The 15,172-nt window shown below is 70.3% G+C and carries 13 protein-coding genes; 7 read left to right on the forward strand and 6 right to left on the reverse strand.

Going from position 1 to position 15,172, the window contains the following annotated elements:
- Positions 1-78: 78 nt before the first annotated feature.
- A complete protein-coding gene (locus HJG45_RS19980) occupies positions 79-717 on the reverse strand; it encodes a hypothetical protein (protein ID WP_171614279.1) in 639 nt (212 codons plus the stop codon).
- A 176-nt stretch (positions 718-893) separates the two neighbouring features.
- Between HJG45_RS19980 and HJG45_RS19985 the strand changes: the two genes are divergently transcribed.
- On the forward strand, positions 894-2,189 hold the full coding sequence (locus HJG45_RS19985; RefSeq protein WP_171614281.1) for an alpha-hydroxy acid oxidase: 1,296 nt from the start codon (positions 894-896) through the stop codon (positions 2,187-2,189).
- Between the two features lie 10 nt (positions 2,190-2,199).
- Here HJG45_RS19985 and HJG45_RS29490 read toward each other — a convergent pair whose 3' ends face one another.
- On the reverse strand, positions 2,200-3,591 hold the full coding sequence (locus HJG45_RS29490; RefSeq protein ID WP_217362983.1) for a VWA domain-containing protein: 1,392 nt from the start codon (positions 3,589-3,591) through the stop codon (positions 2,200-2,202).
- Positions 3,592-3,619: 28 nt separating this feature from the next.
- A complete protein-coding gene (locus tag HJG45_RS19995; RefSeq protein WP_171614283.1) occupies positions 3,620-4,576 on the reverse strand; it encodes a MoxR family ATPase in 957 nt (318 codons plus the stop codon).
- Positions 4,577-4,738: 162 nt separating this feature from the next.
- Here HJG45_RS19995 and HJG45_RS20000 point away from each other — a divergent pair, with 162 nt between their 5' ends.
- The 5 genes from HJG45_RS20000 to HJG45_RS20020 all read left to right on the forward strand — a co-directional run bounded on the left by HJG45_RS20000 (position 4,739) and on the right by HJG45_RS20020 (position 10,081).
- Positions 4,739-5,218 carry a tripartite tricarboxylate transporter TctB family protein gene (locus HJG45_RS20000; protein WP_171614285.1) on the forward strand — a complete coding sequence of 160 codons (480 nt, stop codon included), beginning with the start codon at positions 4,739-4,741 and terminating at the stop codon, positions 5,216-5,218.
- A gap of 7 nt (positions 5,219-5,225) precedes the next feature.
- A complete protein-coding gene (locus HJG45_RS20005; protein ID WP_171614287.1) occupies positions 5,226-6,737 on the forward strand; it encodes a tripartite tricarboxylate transporter permease in 1,512 nt (503 codons plus the stop codon).
- Positions 6,738-6,832: 95 nt separating this feature from the next.
- On the forward strand, positions 6,833-7,825 hold the full coding sequence (locus HJG45_RS20010) for a tripartite tricarboxylate transporter substrate binding protein (RefSeq protein ID WP_171614289.1): 993 nt from the start codon (positions 6,833-6,835) through the stop codon (positions 7,823-7,825).
- 212 nt (positions 7,826-8,037) lie between these two features.
- Positions 8,038-8,886: an AAA family ATPase gene (locus HJG45_RS20015; protein ID WP_171614291.1), complete on the forward strand. Its 849-nt coding sequence runs from the start codon at positions 8,038-8,040 to the stop codon at positions 8,884-8,886.
- Positions 8,887-8,896: 10 nt separating this feature from the next.
- Positions 8,897-10,081: a VWA domain-containing protein gene (locus HJG45_RS20020; protein WP_171614293.1), complete on the forward strand. Its 1,185-nt coding sequence runs from the start codon at positions 8,897-8,899 to the stop codon at positions 10,079-10,081.
- 112 nt (positions 10,082-10,193) lie between these two features.
- Here HJG45_RS20020 and HJG45_RS28915 read toward each other — a convergent pair whose 3' ends face one another.
- Positions 10,194-11,204 carry a cytochrome c family protein gene (locus HJG45_RS28915; protein ID WP_171614295.1) on the reverse strand — a complete coding sequence of 337 codons (1,011 nt, stop codon included), beginning with the start codon at positions 11,202-11,204 and terminating at the stop codon, positions 10,194-10,196.
- Positions 11,205-11,659: 455 nt separating this feature from the next.
- Between HJG45_RS28915 and HJG45_RS20030 the strand changes: the two genes are divergently transcribed.
- A complete protein-coding gene (locus HJG45_RS20030) occupies positions 11,660-12,451 on the forward strand; it encodes a DUF2189 domain-containing protein (protein ID WP_171614297.1) in 792 nt (263 codons plus the stop codon).
- 114 nt (positions 12,452-12,565) lie between these two features.
- On the opposite strand, the gene HJG45_RS20035 is transcribed toward HJG45_RS20030, so the two are convergent.
- Complete coding sequence (locus tag HJG45_RS20035) at positions 12,566-13,486, reverse strand: hypothetical protein (RefSeq protein WP_171614299.1); 921 nt, start codon at positions 13,484-13,486, stop codon at positions 12,566-12,568.
- Between the two features lie 440 nt (positions 13,487-13,926).
- A complete protein-coding gene (locus tag HJG45_RS20040) occupies positions 13,927-14,817 on the reverse strand; it encodes a polysaccharide deacetylase family protein (RefSeq protein WP_217362984.1) in 891 nt (296 codons plus the stop codon).
- Between the last annotated feature and the right edge of the window lie 355 nt (positions 14,818-15,172).

A 15,172-nucleotide genomic window follows, 5' to 3' on the forward strand; every position in this document is an offset into this window, starting at 1 on the left:
GCGGCTCCGCCGCGGCAGGCTGTGACGCATCTTCGACCCCAGGCGAATCACGGGGCCCCCGCGACGGCGCGGGGAATACTAGAACCTACCCCCGCCGCCACCGCCGCCACCCGCGCCGCCGCCACGCGGCGAGCCGAGCCGGTCGTTGCGGTCCATCTCCTGCTGGGCGAGCACCGCCGCCGCGGCCGCATTCGGCAGCATCGGCATGGCCGCGAGGCGCTGCAGCGTCGCCGCGCCGCCAGCGGTGAAGACGGGCGGCGCGAGCAGCCGCTCGGCCGCCGCGGCGTCGCCCGCCTGCAAGGCGCGCGAGGCGGCGTAGAGCCCGTTCACCACCTGCTGCGTCGGCGCGGTCGGCGCGATGCCGAAGGCGGCCTGCACCTCCGGATAGGCGGACTGGAGCTGCACCCCGGCGACCGGGTTCCAGCCGACCCAGCGCGGGCCGAAGGGGATTTCCGAGGTGAGGAAGGCGTAATTCGCCACCGCCCGCGCCGCATCCGCCGGCCGGCCGGCCACGCTGCCCGGATTGCTGAAGACATAGGCGGTGTTGATGACCGCGGCGCGCACCGGGTCGCCGGCGCCGACCACCGCATCGTTCGGCAGGCTCGCCCAGCCGAGCGGCGGCTGCTGCGGCGCCAGCCCGGCGCAGGCGGCGAGCAGCGGCAGGCAGAGCCAGGCGGCATGCCGGGCAAGCCCGGCGCGGCGTCGTTCTTGGGCCATGAGAGGGGCGTCCTCCTCGATGCGCCGCGACGGACCCTGCTCGGACCAGCGGCGGGGCGGCGTCGCCACCCTGATTGATGAACACCTGGGTCGTTCTGCCCGGCTGCGTCAAGGGCCGCCCCGGCTTTCCGTGCGCCCGCAAGGGTGCATAATCGCCGGAACGAATGGGGGATGCGATGAGCGGCAGCAGCACGGGCAATACGGGCAAGCCAACCGGCTGGGGGGCCGGCGCGACGGAGACGCCCGCGGCACGCCTGCGCCGGCGCCTTCCCACCTTCGAGGATGCGAATCACCGCGCCCGCTGGCGGGTGGCGCGCTTCGCCTATGACTTCGTCGCCGGCGGCGTCGGCCAGGGCGCCCCCAATGTCGCGCACAACCGCGCCGCCATGGATGCGGTGCGGATCGTGCCGCGCTACGCCCTCGACCTCTCGGGCGTCAACATCGCGACCAACCTCTTCGGACGCGACTACGCCGCGCCGGTCGGCGTCGCGCCGATGGGCAATACCGGGCTGGTCTGGCCGCGCACGGATGCCATCCTCGCCGCCGCGGCCCAGGCGGCGCGCATCCCCTATGTCTCCTCGACCGTCGCCAATGTCGGCATGGAGGAGTTGGCGCGGATCGCGCCGGACAGCCTCTGGTTCCAGCTCTACGGCCTGCCGGCGGACAACCACCGGCTCTCGCTCGACCTGATCCGGCGGGTGGAGGCGGTGGGGGCGCATGCCCTCGTCGTCACCCTCGACGTGCCGATGCGGCAGAAGCGCGTGCATGACGTGCGCAACGGGCTGGTGGTGCCCTTCCGCTACCGGCCGCGCACGGTATTCGACATCGCCCGCGCCCCCTTCTGGGCGCTCGAGATGCTGCGCAAGGGGCAGCCGCGCTTCGAGAACATGAAGAAATACGTGGGCGAGAATGCCTCGGTGGGCGAGCTCGCCGCCTTCGTGCAGCGCAACATGACCACCGGCGTCACCTGGGACGACATCGCCCGCTTCCGCGAGGCCTGGCCGCGCGCCCTGGTGCTGAAGGGCATCCAGCATCCGGAGGACGCCGAGCGCGCCGTGGCGCTCGGCGTCGACGGCATCTGGGTCTCGAACCATGGCGGCCGGCAGTTCGACGCCGCGCCGGCCTCGATCGACACGGTGCCGGCGATCGCCGCCGCGGTCGGCGGGCGGGCGAAGATCCTCTATGACGGCTCCATCCGCTCCGGGCTCGACGTGCTGCGGGCGCTGGCGGTGGGGGCGGAGTTCTGCTTCGCCGGACGCGCCTTCCTGCTGCCCGTGGCTGCGATCGGCGAGGCGGGCGGCGGCCATGCCACCGCCTCCTTCATGGAGGAGATCCGCAGCACCTTCGGCCAGGCCGGCATCCGCACTGTCGAGGAGGCGGCGCGGGCTGCGGTGCTGCACCCGAATGCGGTGCGCTTCGACCCGGAAGGCAATGCCGCCGGGGTGGAGGCGCCACGCCGGCGCGCGGGCTAGGCCGCGCGCCCTATCCACCGTCGCGCAGCAGGTCGCCGATCACCCGTTCGAGCTGCTGCAGGGTGCTGCACATCGCCACCACCCGGCAATGCGGCGCGTAGCGGGGCATGTCGGAATCGCCGGTGCCCCAGAGGGTGCGGTATTCCGGGTTCAGCCAGACCACCTGCTTCGCCCGCTCCGCCATGGTGGCGAGGATGTCCGCCCGCGGCTCGGTGCGGTTGCCACGGCCGTCGCCGAGGATGATGACCGTGGTGTGGCTGTCGAGCAGGCGCAGATGCTCGCGCTCGAAATCCGCCAGCGCCATGCCGTAGTTGGAGGAGCCATAGCCGGCGCGCTCCATCACCGCCGGGATCGCCGCCTCGATGGGCTTCCCTTCCAGGATGTCCGACACCTCGACGAGGTTGCCGCAGAAGGCGAAGGCGTGCAGCCCGGACAGCGCCTCGTTCAGCGAATATAGGAAGAGCAGCAGGAATTGCGCGACGGCGGCAACCGAGCCGCTGACATCGCAGAGCACCACCAGCTTCGGCTTCTCGATCCGCTCCTGCTTCCAGATGACGTGGAAGGGGATACCCTCCCAGCCCATGTTGCGCCGCAGCGTGCGGCGCACGTCGAGTACGCCGCGGCGGTCGCGCTTGCGGTTGCGGCCGTATTGCGTCGCCAGCCGCCGGGCCATGGCGCGCACAAGCTGGCGCATCCGCTCATGGTCGCGGCGCTCGATGGCGGCGAGGCGGGTCTCGCGCAGCCGCCGCTCGCGGAAGGCCTCGGTCTCGCCGCGGGCATAGAGCTGCAAGGCCTGCTCGACGAAGCCCCGCACCTGCTCGCGCAGCCGTTCCCGCCCCCGGCGCAGGCGCTGGCCGCGCTCGCTCTCCGGCGCGGCGGCGATGGCGCGGTCGAGCGCCTGCAGCCCCATGCGGTCCAGGATGCGGCGGGTGAAGAGGTTGACCTGGGTGAAGAGGGCGATGTTGCCGAGCCCGGCCTCCTGCCCGGCCCGCTCCACCGCCGCGGCCAGCGCCGCCTGGTCGTTGGCGAGCAGCATCCGCGCCAGGTCGCCGCCGCTGCCGGCGCCGCCGCCCTCCCCGCCCTCGCCGCCGCCGCCCTGGCCTTCACCGGATTGCGGCGGATCAGGCCGGTCGGCGGGCGGCGCCTCGCCCGCGCCGCCATCCGGCCCGCCCTCCTCGCCATAGTCGCCGCGGCGGAAGAAAAGCTCGAAGACCTCGCCGAAGGACTGCTTCTCCTCGGCCGTCTTGGCCAGCACCAGGGAGAGCGTGTCCTTCAGCCGCGCCCGGTCGGCGAAGCCCACCACCTGCACCGCCCGGGTGGCGTCGATGCTCTCGGCCGGCGAGATGCGCAGCCCGGCCCCGCGCGCGGCCCGGAAGAAGTCGAGCAGCGGCCCCTCGGTCACGGCGCGGCCGGGGATTTCGGAACCGGGCTCATCGAACCGGCACCGCCTCCCGCTTCGCCCGCAGCAGCAGCTCGGCGATCTGCGGCTCGACGGCCTCGATGTCGCTCTCGAATTTCAGCAGCACGTTCAGCGTGTCGCGCACCATGCCGTGGTCGAGCTGCGGCGCGTGCAGCAGCACCAGCACCCGCGCCCAGTCGATCGTCTCGCTGACCGAGGGCAGCTTCTTCAGGTCGAGGGTGCGGAGCTGCTGCACGAAGGCGACGAGCTGGCGCCGCAGGTCCTCGGCCGCGGCCGGCACCCGGCTGGCGATGATCCGCGCCTCCAGCCGGGCATCCGGCAGGCCGATATGCAGGTGCAGGCAGCGCCGCTTCAGCGCGTCGCCAAGGTCCCGCATGGAGTTGGAGGTCAGCAGCACCAGCGGCGCCACCTCCGCCTGCACCGTGCCGATCTCGGGGATGCTCACCTGGTAGTCGGAGAGGAGCTCAAGCAGGAAGGCCTCGAATTCCTGGTCGGCCTTGTCGACCTCGTCGATCAGCAGCACCGCGCCGCCGGGCTCGCGCAGCGCCCGCAGCAGCGGCCGGGGCTCGAGGAACTCCTCGGAGAAAAACAGGTCGCTGACGCCGTGCAGCCGCCGCATGGCGGCATCCAGCCCCGGCTCCTCGCCCAGCACGCTGCCCAGCCGGTCCTTCAGGATCTGGGTGTAGAGGAGCTGCTTGCCGTATTTCCACTCATAGAGGGCCTTGGATTCGTCCAGCCCCTCGTAGCACTGCATGCGGATCAGGCTGAGCCCGAGCCAGCCGGAGACCGCCTTGGCCAGCTCGGTCTTGCCGACGCCGGCCGGGCCCTCGACCAGGATCGGCTTGCGGAGGTGGTGGGCGAGGTAGACGGCGGTCGAGATCGGGCGGCTGGCGATGTAGCCGGCCGATTGCAGCCCGGTCTCGGTCGCCTCGATCGAATCGAGCAGCCCATGCCAGGCGATGCTCATGTGGCGGCAGAACTCATGCGGGACGTCTCCGGCCTTGCTGCGGATGCTTCGCCGCGATCATGGACCGGGCGGCGGCATGGCACAAATCCGCGGCGCTGATTCCGCCCCGCCACGAACTGTTCTAGGCTGTACCGGAAGGAAACAGGTCCAAGGGGGGTCTCGGTGCATTTGTCCGACCGGGTGACGGGCGGGGTCCTCATGGTCCTTGGCGCCGCCGCCGCCATTGCCGGCTCCCGCCTGCCGGCCGTGCCCGGCCAGGAGGTGGGGCCGGCCGCCTTCCCCCTGCTCATCGGCAGCGGCCTCGTTCTCTGCGGCGCCCTCATCGCCTTCGGCATCGGCCGCAGCTTCGAGGTGCCGGAGGAGGAGGAAGCGCCGCCCGGCCCTTCCTCCTCCCCCTGGCGGCCCGGCGGGCCGCGCGCCCTGGTGCCGCCGGCCCTGCTGCTCTTCTACGTGCTGGCCGCCGACCGGCTCGGCTTCCTGCTCACCGGCGCGGTCATGGTCTTCGTCGCCGCCCTCGCCCTCGGCGCCCGGCCGCGCCTGGCCGTGCCGATGGCCATCGTCGCGCCGCTGCTGGTGCATCTCGCCTTCTACAAGCTGCTGCGGGTGCCCTTGCCCGAAGGCCTGCTGGCGGCGCCGTGGTGACCGGCCGATGATGGATTTCCTCGAAGCGGTCCGCCTGGTCGCCGCGCCGGACGTGCTGATCGCGATCTTCGCCTCGGCCGTCTATGGCCTCGTCGTTGGCTCACTGCCCGGCCTGTCCGCCACCATGGCGACGGCGCTGCTGGTGCCGGTCACCTTCTGGCTCTCGCCCATCGCGGCGGTCGCCACCATCATCACCGCCTCGGCCATGGCGATCTTCTCGGGCGACATCCCGGGCTGCCTGCTGCGCATCCCCGGCACCCCCGCCTCGGCCGCCTATACCGACGAGGCCTATGCGCTCACCCGCAAGGGCCAGGCGGAGCTGGCGCTCGGCGCCGGCCTCTGGTTCAGCGCCATCGGCGGCATCGTCGGCACCCTCTCCCTGGTGCTGATGGCGCCGCTGTTGGCCGAGATGGCGCTGTCCTTCTCGACCTTCGAGTATTTCTGGCTCGCCTTCCTCGGCCTGATGTGCGCGACGCTGGTCGCCCGCTCCTCGCCGATCAAGGCCATCGCCTCCATGCTGCTCGGCCTGCTGGTCTCCTGCATCGGCATGGAGAACCCGGCCGGCACGCCGCGCTTCACCTTCGGCATCCCCGACCTGCTCGGCGGCATCGAGCCGATCCCGGCGCTGGTCGGCGTCTTCGCGGTGAGCGAGGTGATGCGGGCCATGGTGACGCCGGAGCCGCCGCCCCTGCCGCGGCGGAAATTCGGCTCCATCCTGGCGAACCAGTGGATGCTGACCAAGAAGTACCAGTGGCCGATGTGGCGGGGGAACGTCATCGGCATCATCATCGGCGTGCTGCCCGGGGCGGGCGCCGACATGGCGGCCTGGGTCAGCTACGCCATGAGCAAGCGCTTCTCCAAGGAGCCGGAGAAGTTCGGCACCGGCCATCCCGAGGGGCTGGTCGAGGCCGGCGCCTCCAACAACGCCTCCCTCGCCTCGGGCTGGGTGCCCTCGCTGCTCTTCGGCATCCCCGGCGACACCATCACGGCGATCGCCATCGGCGTGCTCTACATGAAGGGGCTGAATCCCGGCCCGACGCTGTTCACCGAGCGCGCCTCCTCGATGTACGCGCTCTACCTCATCTTCATCCTCGCCAACATCATCATGATCCCGCTCGGCATCGTCATGATCCGGCTGGCGGCGAGCGTGCTGCGGGCGCCGCGGGCGGCGGTGATGCCGGTCATCATGCTGCTCTGCGCGGTGGGCGCCTTCGCCACCGGCAGCAACCTCTTCTCGGTGCTGCTGGTCGGGGTCTTCGGCTGCCTCGGCTTCGTCATGGAGCGCAACGGCTATCCGGTGGCGGCGCTGGTGCTGGGCATCGTCATGGGGACGATGGTGGAGCAGAATTTCATCACCTCCCTCATCAAGTCGGATGGCGACATCCTGCCCTTCTTCGAACGCCCGGTCTCCGGCGTGCTGGCGGCGATGACCTTCGGGGCGCTGCTCTGGCCGCTCGGGATCTGGATCTGGAACCGGATGCAGCGGCGGCGGATGGCGGCGGGGGACGCGACCGGATAGCGCGGAACCCGTTGCGCCCCGCCGGCCGATGTCGCACGCTCTGGACACGCAATGAAACGCCCCGCCGGGAGGGGCGTGCCAGGAGGAACGAGACCATGACGACCCTCAACCGACGCAGCCTGCTCGGCGGCGGCGCTGCCCTGCTCGCGGCCCCCGCCATCGCCCCCAACGCCCTGGGGCAGCCGAAATACCCCGCGCGGCCGATGCAGCTCCTCTGCCCCTGGGCGGCGGGCGGCGGCACGGATGCGGTGGCCCGCATCGTCGCCGCGCTGCTGGAGAAGGAGCTCGGCCAGCCGGTCAACGTGGTGAACCGCACCGGCGGCTCCGGCGTGGTGGGCCATGCCGCGATCGCCCAATCGCCGCCCGATGGCTACACGCTCGGCATCATCACCTCCGAGATCTGCATGCTGCACTGGCAGGGGCTGACGGAGGTCACCTACCGGAATTTCACCCCGCTCGGCCTGATGAACAACGACCCGCCGGGCATCCAGGTGAACGTCGCCTCGCCCTACAAGGACGCGAAGCAGCTCGCCGAGGCGATCAAGGCGAGCACGCCGGGCAAGATGAAGGCGAGCGGCACCGGCCAGGGCGGCATCTGGCACCTGGCCCTGGCCGGCTGGCTCGGCGCCATGGGGCTGAAGGCCGATCATGTGCGCTGGGTGCCCTCGAACGGCGCCGCGCCGGCGATGCAGGACCTGGCGGCGGGCGGGCTCGACTTCACCACCTGCTCGGTGCCGGAGGCCCGCGCCATGCTCGATGCCGGACGCTGCCGCAGCCTCGCCGTGATGGCCCCGAAGCGGCTCGACACCTTCCCCAACATCCCGACCCTGCAGGAGGCGATGGGCATCGACTTCACCACCGGCGCCATGCGGGTGATCGTCGGCCCGGCCGGCCTGCCGGAGGCGGTGAAGGCGGCGATCGAGCCGGCGCTCGGGCGCATCTACCAGTCGAAGGACTACCAGGACTTCCTGGCGGCGCGCGGCTTCGGCGGTGTCTATGCCGATGCCGCGGGGGCCGGCAAGGCGCTGGCCGAGGCGGATGCCTCGCTCGGCGAGGCGATGAAGGCGGCGGGGCTGGCCAAGGCCTGATCGATATTCCCCACGACGTCGCGGCGCGCCGTCGCGGGGGCCCCGTGAGCCGCCTCGGGACCGAGGGGCGTCACAGCCTGCCGCGGCGAAGCCGCGGCAGGGCAACGGGTGGCGACCGGGGAGGAAGGGGGGCGCAATCGCCCGTGACGGCATGGGCTTGCCGTGGGGCGGGACAGGCGCCACCCTCTCTCCGAAGCATCCAGGGGGCAGGCGTGGCCGGGTTCCGCAGCACCGAGACCTATATCGCATCGCGCGACCTCGAAGTCGCGGTGAACGCCGCCGTGGCCCTGCAGCGGCCCTTGCTGGTGAAGGGCGAGCCGGGCACCGGCAAGACCGTGCTGGCGCATGAGGTGGCCCGCGCCCTCGGCCATCCGCTGATCGAGTGGCACATCAAGTCCACCACCAAGGCGCAGCAGGGCCTCTACGAATACGACGCCGTCTCGCGGCTGCGCGACGGGCAGCTCGGCGACCCGCGGGTGCACGAGATCGGCAATTACATCGTGCGCGGCAAGCTCTGGGACGCCTTCGAGGCGGACCGGCCGCAGGTGCTGCTGATCGACGAGATCGACAAGGCCGACATCGAATTCCCGAACGACCTGCTGCTCGAGCTCGATCGGATGCAGTTCTTCGTCTACGAGACGCGGCAGACGGTGGTGGCGAAGCACCGGCCCGTCGTCATCATCACCTCGAACAACGAGAAGGAGCTGCCGGACGCCTTCCTGCGCCGCTGCTTCTTCCACTACATCCGCTTCCCCGACCGCGCGACGATGGAGCAGATCGTCCAGGCGCATTTCCCCGACATCAAGCAGGAGCTGGCGCGCGAGGCGCTGAACGTCTTCTTCGAGGTCCGCAGCGTCGCCGAGCTGAAGAAGAAGCCCGCCACCTCCGAGCTGCTCGACTGGCTGAAGCTGCTGATGATCGAGGACCTGCCGCCCGAGGTGCTGCGCAGCCAGGATGCCAAGGTCGCCATCCCGCCGCTCTACGGCGCGCTGCTGAAGAACGAGCAGGACGTGCACCTCTTCGAGCGCCTGGCCTTCCTCTCGCGGCGGCAGCAGCGCTAGGGCGCGGCCGATGCTCGCCCACTTCATCGTCGCGCTCCGCACCGCCGGCATTCCCGCCAGCATCACGGAATACCTCACCCTGCTGCGCGGCATGAAGGAGGGCGTCGCCGATTACAGCGTCGACGACTTCTACCATCTCTCCCGCGCTACGCTGGTGAAGGACGAGCGGCATCTCGACCGCTTCGACCGCGTCTTCGGCGAGGTCTTCAAGGGCCTCGAGCCACCCGAGGGCGATCCCGGCGCCGAGGCGCGGATCCCGGCCGAATGGCTGCGGAAGATGCTGGAGAAATACCTTACCGAGGAGGAGAAGGCACAGATCGAGGCGCTGGGCGGCTTCGACAAGCTGATGGAGACGCTGAAGCAGCGCCTCGCCGAGCAGAAGGGCCGGCACCAGGGCGGCAGCAAGTGGATCGGCACCGGCGGCACCTCGCCCTTCGGCGCCTATGGCTACAACCCCGAAGGCGTGCGCATCGGCCAGGAGGAGAGCCGCCACCGCCGCGCGGTCAAGGTCTGGGACAAGCGGGAGTTCCGCGACCTCGACGGCGATATCGAGATCGGCACGCGCAACATGAAGCTCGCCCTGCGGCGGCTGCGCCGCTTCGCCCGCCAGGGGGCGGCGACCGAGCTCGACCTGCCCGACACCATTCGGGCGACGGCGAACAATGCCGGGACGCTCGACCTGAAGATGGTGCCGGAGCGGCACAACACGGTGAAGGTGCTGCTCTTCCTCGATATCGGCGGCTCGATGGACGACCATGTGCGGGTCTGCGCCGAGCTGTTTTCCGCCGCCCGGGCGGAGTTCAAGCATCTCGAGCATTTCTACTTCCACAACTGCCCCTATGAGCGGCTCTGGACCAGCAACCGGCGTCGCCGGGACAGCGAGGTCTCGACCTGGGAGGTGCTGCGGAAATACGGGCCGGACTACAAGGCGATCTTCGTCGGCGACGCCGCGATGAGCCCCTATGAGGTGATCCAGCCCGGCGGCAGCGTCGAGCACTGGAACGAGGAATCCGGCCAGGTCTGGCTGAACCGCCTGCTCGGCCATTTCCGCCGCAGCGCCTGGCTGAACCCGATGCCGGAAGGGGCCTGGGGCCGGTACCAGTCCGCCCTCATCCTGCACCGGCTGCTGGAGCAGCGGATGTACCCGCTGACGCTCGGCGGCATCGAGGCGATGACGCGCGAGCTGAGCCGCTGATACGAAAAACCCCCGGGGCCTCGCGGCCGCCGGGGGTTTTCGTTGGACGCTCTCTCCGTCCGGGCCGTCCTTGGAGCCCCCGCAAAGCCGCGAAGCGGCTTTCAGGGAAGTTCTAGGGCAGCGGCTGCGGGTTGGCCGAGAGGCTGCGCAGATAGGCGATGACGTTGGCGCGGTCCTGCGGGTCCTTGATGCCGGCGAAGGCCATGCGCGTGCCCGAGGCGTATTGCGAGGGGCTGGTCAGCCAGTGGTCCAGCTCGTCATAGGTCCAAGGCCCCTGCTTGGCCTTCAGCGCCGCCGAGTAGTTGAAGCCTTCCAGATGCCCGTGCGGCTTGCCGACGACGTCGTAGAGGTTGGGGCCGACGCCGTTGCGGCCGCCCTCGTTCGGCGTGTGGCAGGCGCCGCACTGCCGGCGGAACAGGGTGGCGCCCTTCTCCAGATCGGCCTTGGCCAGCCGCTCGGCGATCGGCGGCGCGCCTGCCGCGGCCGGAGCAGCCGCCGGCACGGCACCCGCCGGCGCCGCAGCCGGGGCGGCCCCTGCCGCCGCAGCGGCCGGGGCGGCCGCCGGCGTCGCGGCGGCCTCACCGGGCGGCGGCAGCGGCGGCGCCTTCGGCGAGATGGACCGCAGATAGGCGATGACCTCCGCCCGCTGCTTCGCGCTGCTCAGGCCGGCGAAGGCCATGCGGGTGCCGGGAGCGTAGGAGGAGGGCTTGGCCAGCCAGTGGTTCAGCTCGTCGTAATTCCACGGGCCTTCCTTGCCCTTCAGCGCCGCGGAGTAGTTGAAGCCTTCCAGATGCCCATGCGGCGCGCCGACGACGCCGTAGAGATTCGGACCGACGCCGGACTTGCCGCCCTCATTGAAGGTATGGCAGCTGCCGCACTGCTTCTGCGCGATGCTCTGGCCGGCCGCCACATCCGCATCCGCCAGCAGGCCGGCGATGGGCTCGATCGTCGGGCCGGCCGGGCCGGAGGGCGCGGCCTCGCTCGCATCCTGGCCGAGCTGGATGGCCGGCTCATGCGGCCGCTCGCCATGCACCAGCACCTTGCCGAGCTGCCCGGCCAGCATGAAGGTGATGCCGGCCGTGAGGAGCGCAGCGAAGGCCTTGTTCAGTTCGAGCGATTGCATCGGCGATGGCGTCCCTGATAGGCGACGAGGTGGCAACGCGGACAGATGGCACCGCGCGCCACGAGGCACGGGAATGGGCCGCCCAGGGATATAACCGAAGCGCCGGGACCCGCAACCCATCCCGGCCTCGCAGCGGCTTGCCCGCCGGCGCGGCGCGGCAGGCGCCGGGCATGGCGCCGGATCGCGCGGCGACCCACCTTGCGCCGTGCCTTTCGCCGGCCTCGCTGGCCCCGCCGAGTCGCCGCCGGGGACTCGCGCGCGGAGGAGAAAGAAGGCCGGGGAGCGCAACGCCCGGTCGCGCGTTGGCCCAGGAGGTGGCCGCGGCCCAAGCCTTGGGACCCTGCCGCCGGCGTGCCGGAGCCAGGGACCGTTCCGGCCCGCGGACTTCGTCCCGCAATGCGGCCAGGCCGCGGGGGGATGCGATCCCGGATGCGGCCTCGAAGGAGGGTTTCGCCATGGCTCAAGCCTGGACCCAGGCCCGCCATCCCACCGATGTCTCCGAGGCGACCATCCGCCGGATCGGCACCGCCGACCTGCGCGCGGCGCTACGGGAGGGATGGCAGGACTTCCGCAGCATCCCGACGCAGCTCATGTTCCTCTGCGTCCTCTACCCGATCGTCGGCCTCGTCGCGGCGCGCGCCTTCTCGGGCGGCGACATGGTGCCGCTGCTCTGGCCGCTCGTCGCCGGGCTCAGCCTGGTCGGCCCGGTCGCCGCCATCGGGCTGTACGAAATCAGCCGCCGGCGCGAGGCCGGGGAGCCGGTTTCCTGGCTCACCGCCTTCGCGGTGCTGCGGCATCCCAACCTGGCCAACATCGTCATGCTCGGCATCCTGGTGATGGTTCTCTTCGTCGCCTGGGTCGGCGTGGCGCGCTGGATCTGGGACCACACTCTCGGTGAGCTTCCGGTGACCAGCTTCGGCGACGTGCTGAATGCCGCCTTCACCACGCCCGAAGGGCACCGGCTGCTGCTGCTCGGCAACGGCGCCGGCTTCCTCTTCGCCCTCCTCGTGCTGGTGCTGACGGTGGTCTCGGCTCCGATGCTGATCGACCGCCGCGTCGGCATCGGCCCGGCCATCCAAGCCTCCATCCAGGCTTGCCTCGCCAATCCCGGGCCGATGGTGCTCTGGGGGCTGATCGTGGCGGCGCTGCTGGCGATCGGCAGCGTGCCGGCCTTCATCGGCCTCGCGGTCGTCATGCCGGTGCTCGGCCACGCGACCTGGCATCTCTACCGGCGCCTGGTGCGCTGAGCCGCGGCGCCGGGCTGCCGGCCCCGCGGGTCATGGGCGAAGTCCGGCCGGGATCGCCCGGCCGGACCCACCCGCCCCCGTCAACCGGGGGCCCGGAGCGTCACGCGGCGAGCCTCAGGCGAAGAGGACCTGATTCGCATCGGTGATGCCGTGCAGCGCGACGGCGCCCTGATAGAGCGGCGCGTCGATAGTGTCCGCCGCGTCGTAGACGACGAGCAGGTCGTGTCCCGCCTGCGAGACGGTGAACTCGCCGGCCGCGGTGATGTCGCCGCGATAGCTGGCATAGCTGCCATCGGCGAGGACCGGATGCTTGTGCGCCTCGCTCGCCGGCACGGGCGTCCCCCCGTTGCTGGGGTTCGGCAGGTGCAGCGGCCCGGTGCTGAGCGCCACGGCATCGAGACGGCTGGCGGCGCCGATATCGACCCGCTCGCCGGCCTGGTAGTCGATGATCTCGTCGATCACGCCGTGGAAGATGTCGCCCTGCGAGATCAGGCCGTCCGCGTCGTTGGCGACGATGAGGTCGCTGGCATTGCGCAGCAGGAAGCTGTCCTGGCCCGGCCCGCCGGTCATGATGGTGCCGGCGACGCCGTGGTCGGTATAGGCGTAGCCGCTCTGCATCGCGGGCGTGCTGCGGCTCTCCAGCAGGTCGCTGCCCGCCCCGCCGATCAGCTGGTTGTTCGTCGCCTCGTAGATGAAGCTGTAGCGGCTCAGGTGGTAGCCGTAGCCCTCGGCGACGAGGTGGTCATCGCCAGCCTCGCCGAAGGCGCTGTTACCGGTTCCGGTGACGGTGATCAGATCGGCGCCGGCGCCGCCGAGCAGCCAGTTGCCGGTGCCGATGGCCGAGAGCGTGTCCTTGCCGGCCTCGCCGAAGGCGATGGAGTAGTTCACCGCATAGGGGGTGAAGCCGCCGGGCGGCTTGAAGCCCAGGGTGATCGTATCGGCTCCGGCGCCCGCGTAGACGATGGTGCCGGTCCAATCGCCCTCATAGGTCGTGCCGAAAACATCGTCGCCGCTTCCGAACCTGTACACGGGCATGGTGGCGCTCCTTTTAGTCACAAAGAAATCGGTCGGTGAACGACCATGGAATGCAAGCTCAGGACAATAATCGCTTGCCGTTGGGCAACCGACCGGGAGACGATCCTTGCTCCCGGCTTTTCGAGTCAATCTATGTCGCGTCCGTTGCCCTACGCGACCCCCATGACATCGCTTGCTGCCTTTGATGGTTACGCGCTGGATGGCAAAATCTATGTGAGTTCTTGTTGGTGCGGTGCAGCCATTGTCGCAACCGACAGGAGCGATTTAGTGCAATCTCCTAAGGATGCGACATAACTTACGCGTGAGAAATATTCGGTAAATTCTCGTGTGGGGCGTATTGTCGCGGCTGGTGCAGCGAGTCCGGCGACACGCACCCGATCCCAGTTTCGCATGGTGCGACCCGGCCCGCTGTGACGCAGGGCACGGTCGCGCCGGCTGCATCAATCCTTGGCGGGCCGGTCGCGCTCGCCGCGATACCAGTCGAGAAGCTGCTCGCCGTTCCAGTGCAGCACGCCCGGCTTGCCGGCAACATGCGCGTAGAAGGCCTCGAGATAGGCGATGCGGTGCGGCTGGCCGGAGATATAGGGGTGGATGGCGATCGACATGATCTTCGCTCGCTCCGCCCCTTCCTCGTAGAGCCGGTCGAACTGGTCGATGGCGCGCTTCAGCAGGTGCTCGCCCTCATGGTGCTGCACGATCATCATCGGGATGTCGTTCAGCTCCACCGTGTAAGGCAGCGTCACCAGCGGCCCCCTGGCGGTGTGTATCGTGGTCGGCTCGTCGTCATAGACCCAGTCGCCGATATACTGCACCCCGGCCTCGGCCAGCAGCTCGGGCGTCTCGTAGGTTTCGGTCAGCCCCGGCCCGAGCCAGCCGACCGGGCGCCGGCCGGTGAAGCGCTCCAGCCGGTCGAGCGAGCGGTGGATCATGCCGCGCTGATCCGCCTCCTTGTGGATTGGCCCCTGCTCCCAGGAATGGCCCATGAACTCCCAGCCCGCCGCGCGTGCCTGCGCCGCGACGCGTTCGTAATCCTCGACGACGCGCGCGTTGATGGAGAGCGTCGGCGCGATGCCGAGCCGCTCGTACAGCCGGAAGAAGCGCCAGACGCCGACGCGCATCCCGTATTCGTGCCAGGACCAGTTCGGCACGTCGGGCAGCAGCACTTGGCCGGTCGGCGCCGGCAGCACCTGCCGTGCCATCGGCCGTGCGATGTCCCAGACCTCGAGGTTGACGATGCTCCAGATCACCACCCGTGCCCCGCCCGGCAGGCGCAGCGGCGGCCGGTCGACGATGGCGGAATAAGGGATGCGCTCGCGCGGCTGCATGGACATCGCGGACCTCCGTGCCGCCAGCGAGTCTGGCGGCGCCCGGCACGATGTCAAATGCCGTCGGTCAGAGCGTGATCGCTTGGAGGTGGAAGCATCGAAAAGCGTGCATCACGCGATGAAGCAATGACCTGGAGCGTGGTCGCCTGAGGTGGACTCACCGAAAGGCGTGGATCACCCGATCAAACAACGGCCTGGACCATGATCCGCGACCCTGTACGAGCGGATCATGGCCTAGCAGCCTGTTGGGTTTGGGCCAGCTGGCAGCGGGATAGCTGAGTTGTGGATTAGGTGGCCAGCCGCGGGCGGTGAAGCCTTCGGCAGTTGTAGGCGAGCGCGATCAGGTTCCACTCGGCGGTGA

The organism is Roseicella sp. DB1501 (genome assembly GCF_013112485.1).
Lineage (GTDB): Bacteria > Pseudomonadota > Alphaproteobacteria > Acetobacterales > Acetobacteraceae > Paracraurococcus.

Excerpts from the sequence above, each read along its gene's own strand:
- HJG45_RS20005 (WP_171614287.1), top strand. The coding sequence starts at position 5,226 with ATGATGGATTTCCTCGAAGCGGTCCGCCTGGTCGCCGCGCCGGACGTG.
- HJG45_RS19995 (WP_171614283.1), bottom strand. The coding sequence starts at position 4,576 with ATGAGCATCGCCTGGCATGGGCTGCTCGATTCGATCGAGGCGACCGAG.
- HJG45_RS20020 (WP_171614293.1), top strand. The coding sequence starts at position 8,897 with ATGCTCGCCCACTTCATCGTCGCGCTCCGCACCGCCGGCATTCCCGCC.
- HJG45_RS20035 (WP_171614299.1), bottom strand. The coding sequence starts at position 13,486 with ATGCCCGTGTACAGGTTCGGAAGCGGCGACGATGTTTTCGGCACGACC.
- HJG45_RS19985 (WP_171614281.1), top strand. The coding sequence starts at position 894 with ATGAGCGGCAGCAGCACGGGCAATACGGGCAAGCCAACCGGCTGGGGG.
- HJG45_RS20030 (WP_171614297.1), top strand. The coding sequence starts at position 11,660 with ATGGCTCAAGCCTGGACCCAGGCCCGCCATCCCACCGATGTCTCCGAG.
- HJG45_RS19980 (WP_171614279.1), bottom strand. The coding sequence starts at position 717 with ATGGCCCAAGAACGACGCCGCGCCGGGCTTGCCCGGCATGCCGCCTGG.
- HJG45_RS20010 (WP_171614289.1), top strand. The coding sequence starts at position 6,833 with ATGACGACCCTCAACCGACGCAGCCTGCTCGGCGGCGGCGCTGCCCTG.
- HJG45_RS20040 (WP_217362984.1), bottom strand. The coding sequence starts at position 14,817 with ATGTCCATGCAGCCGCGCGAGCGCATCCCTTATTCCGCCATCGTCGAC.
- HJG45_RS28915 (WP_171614295.1), bottom strand. The coding sequence starts at position 11,204 with ATGCAATCGCTCGAACTGAACAAGGCCTTCGCTGCGCTCCTCACGGCC.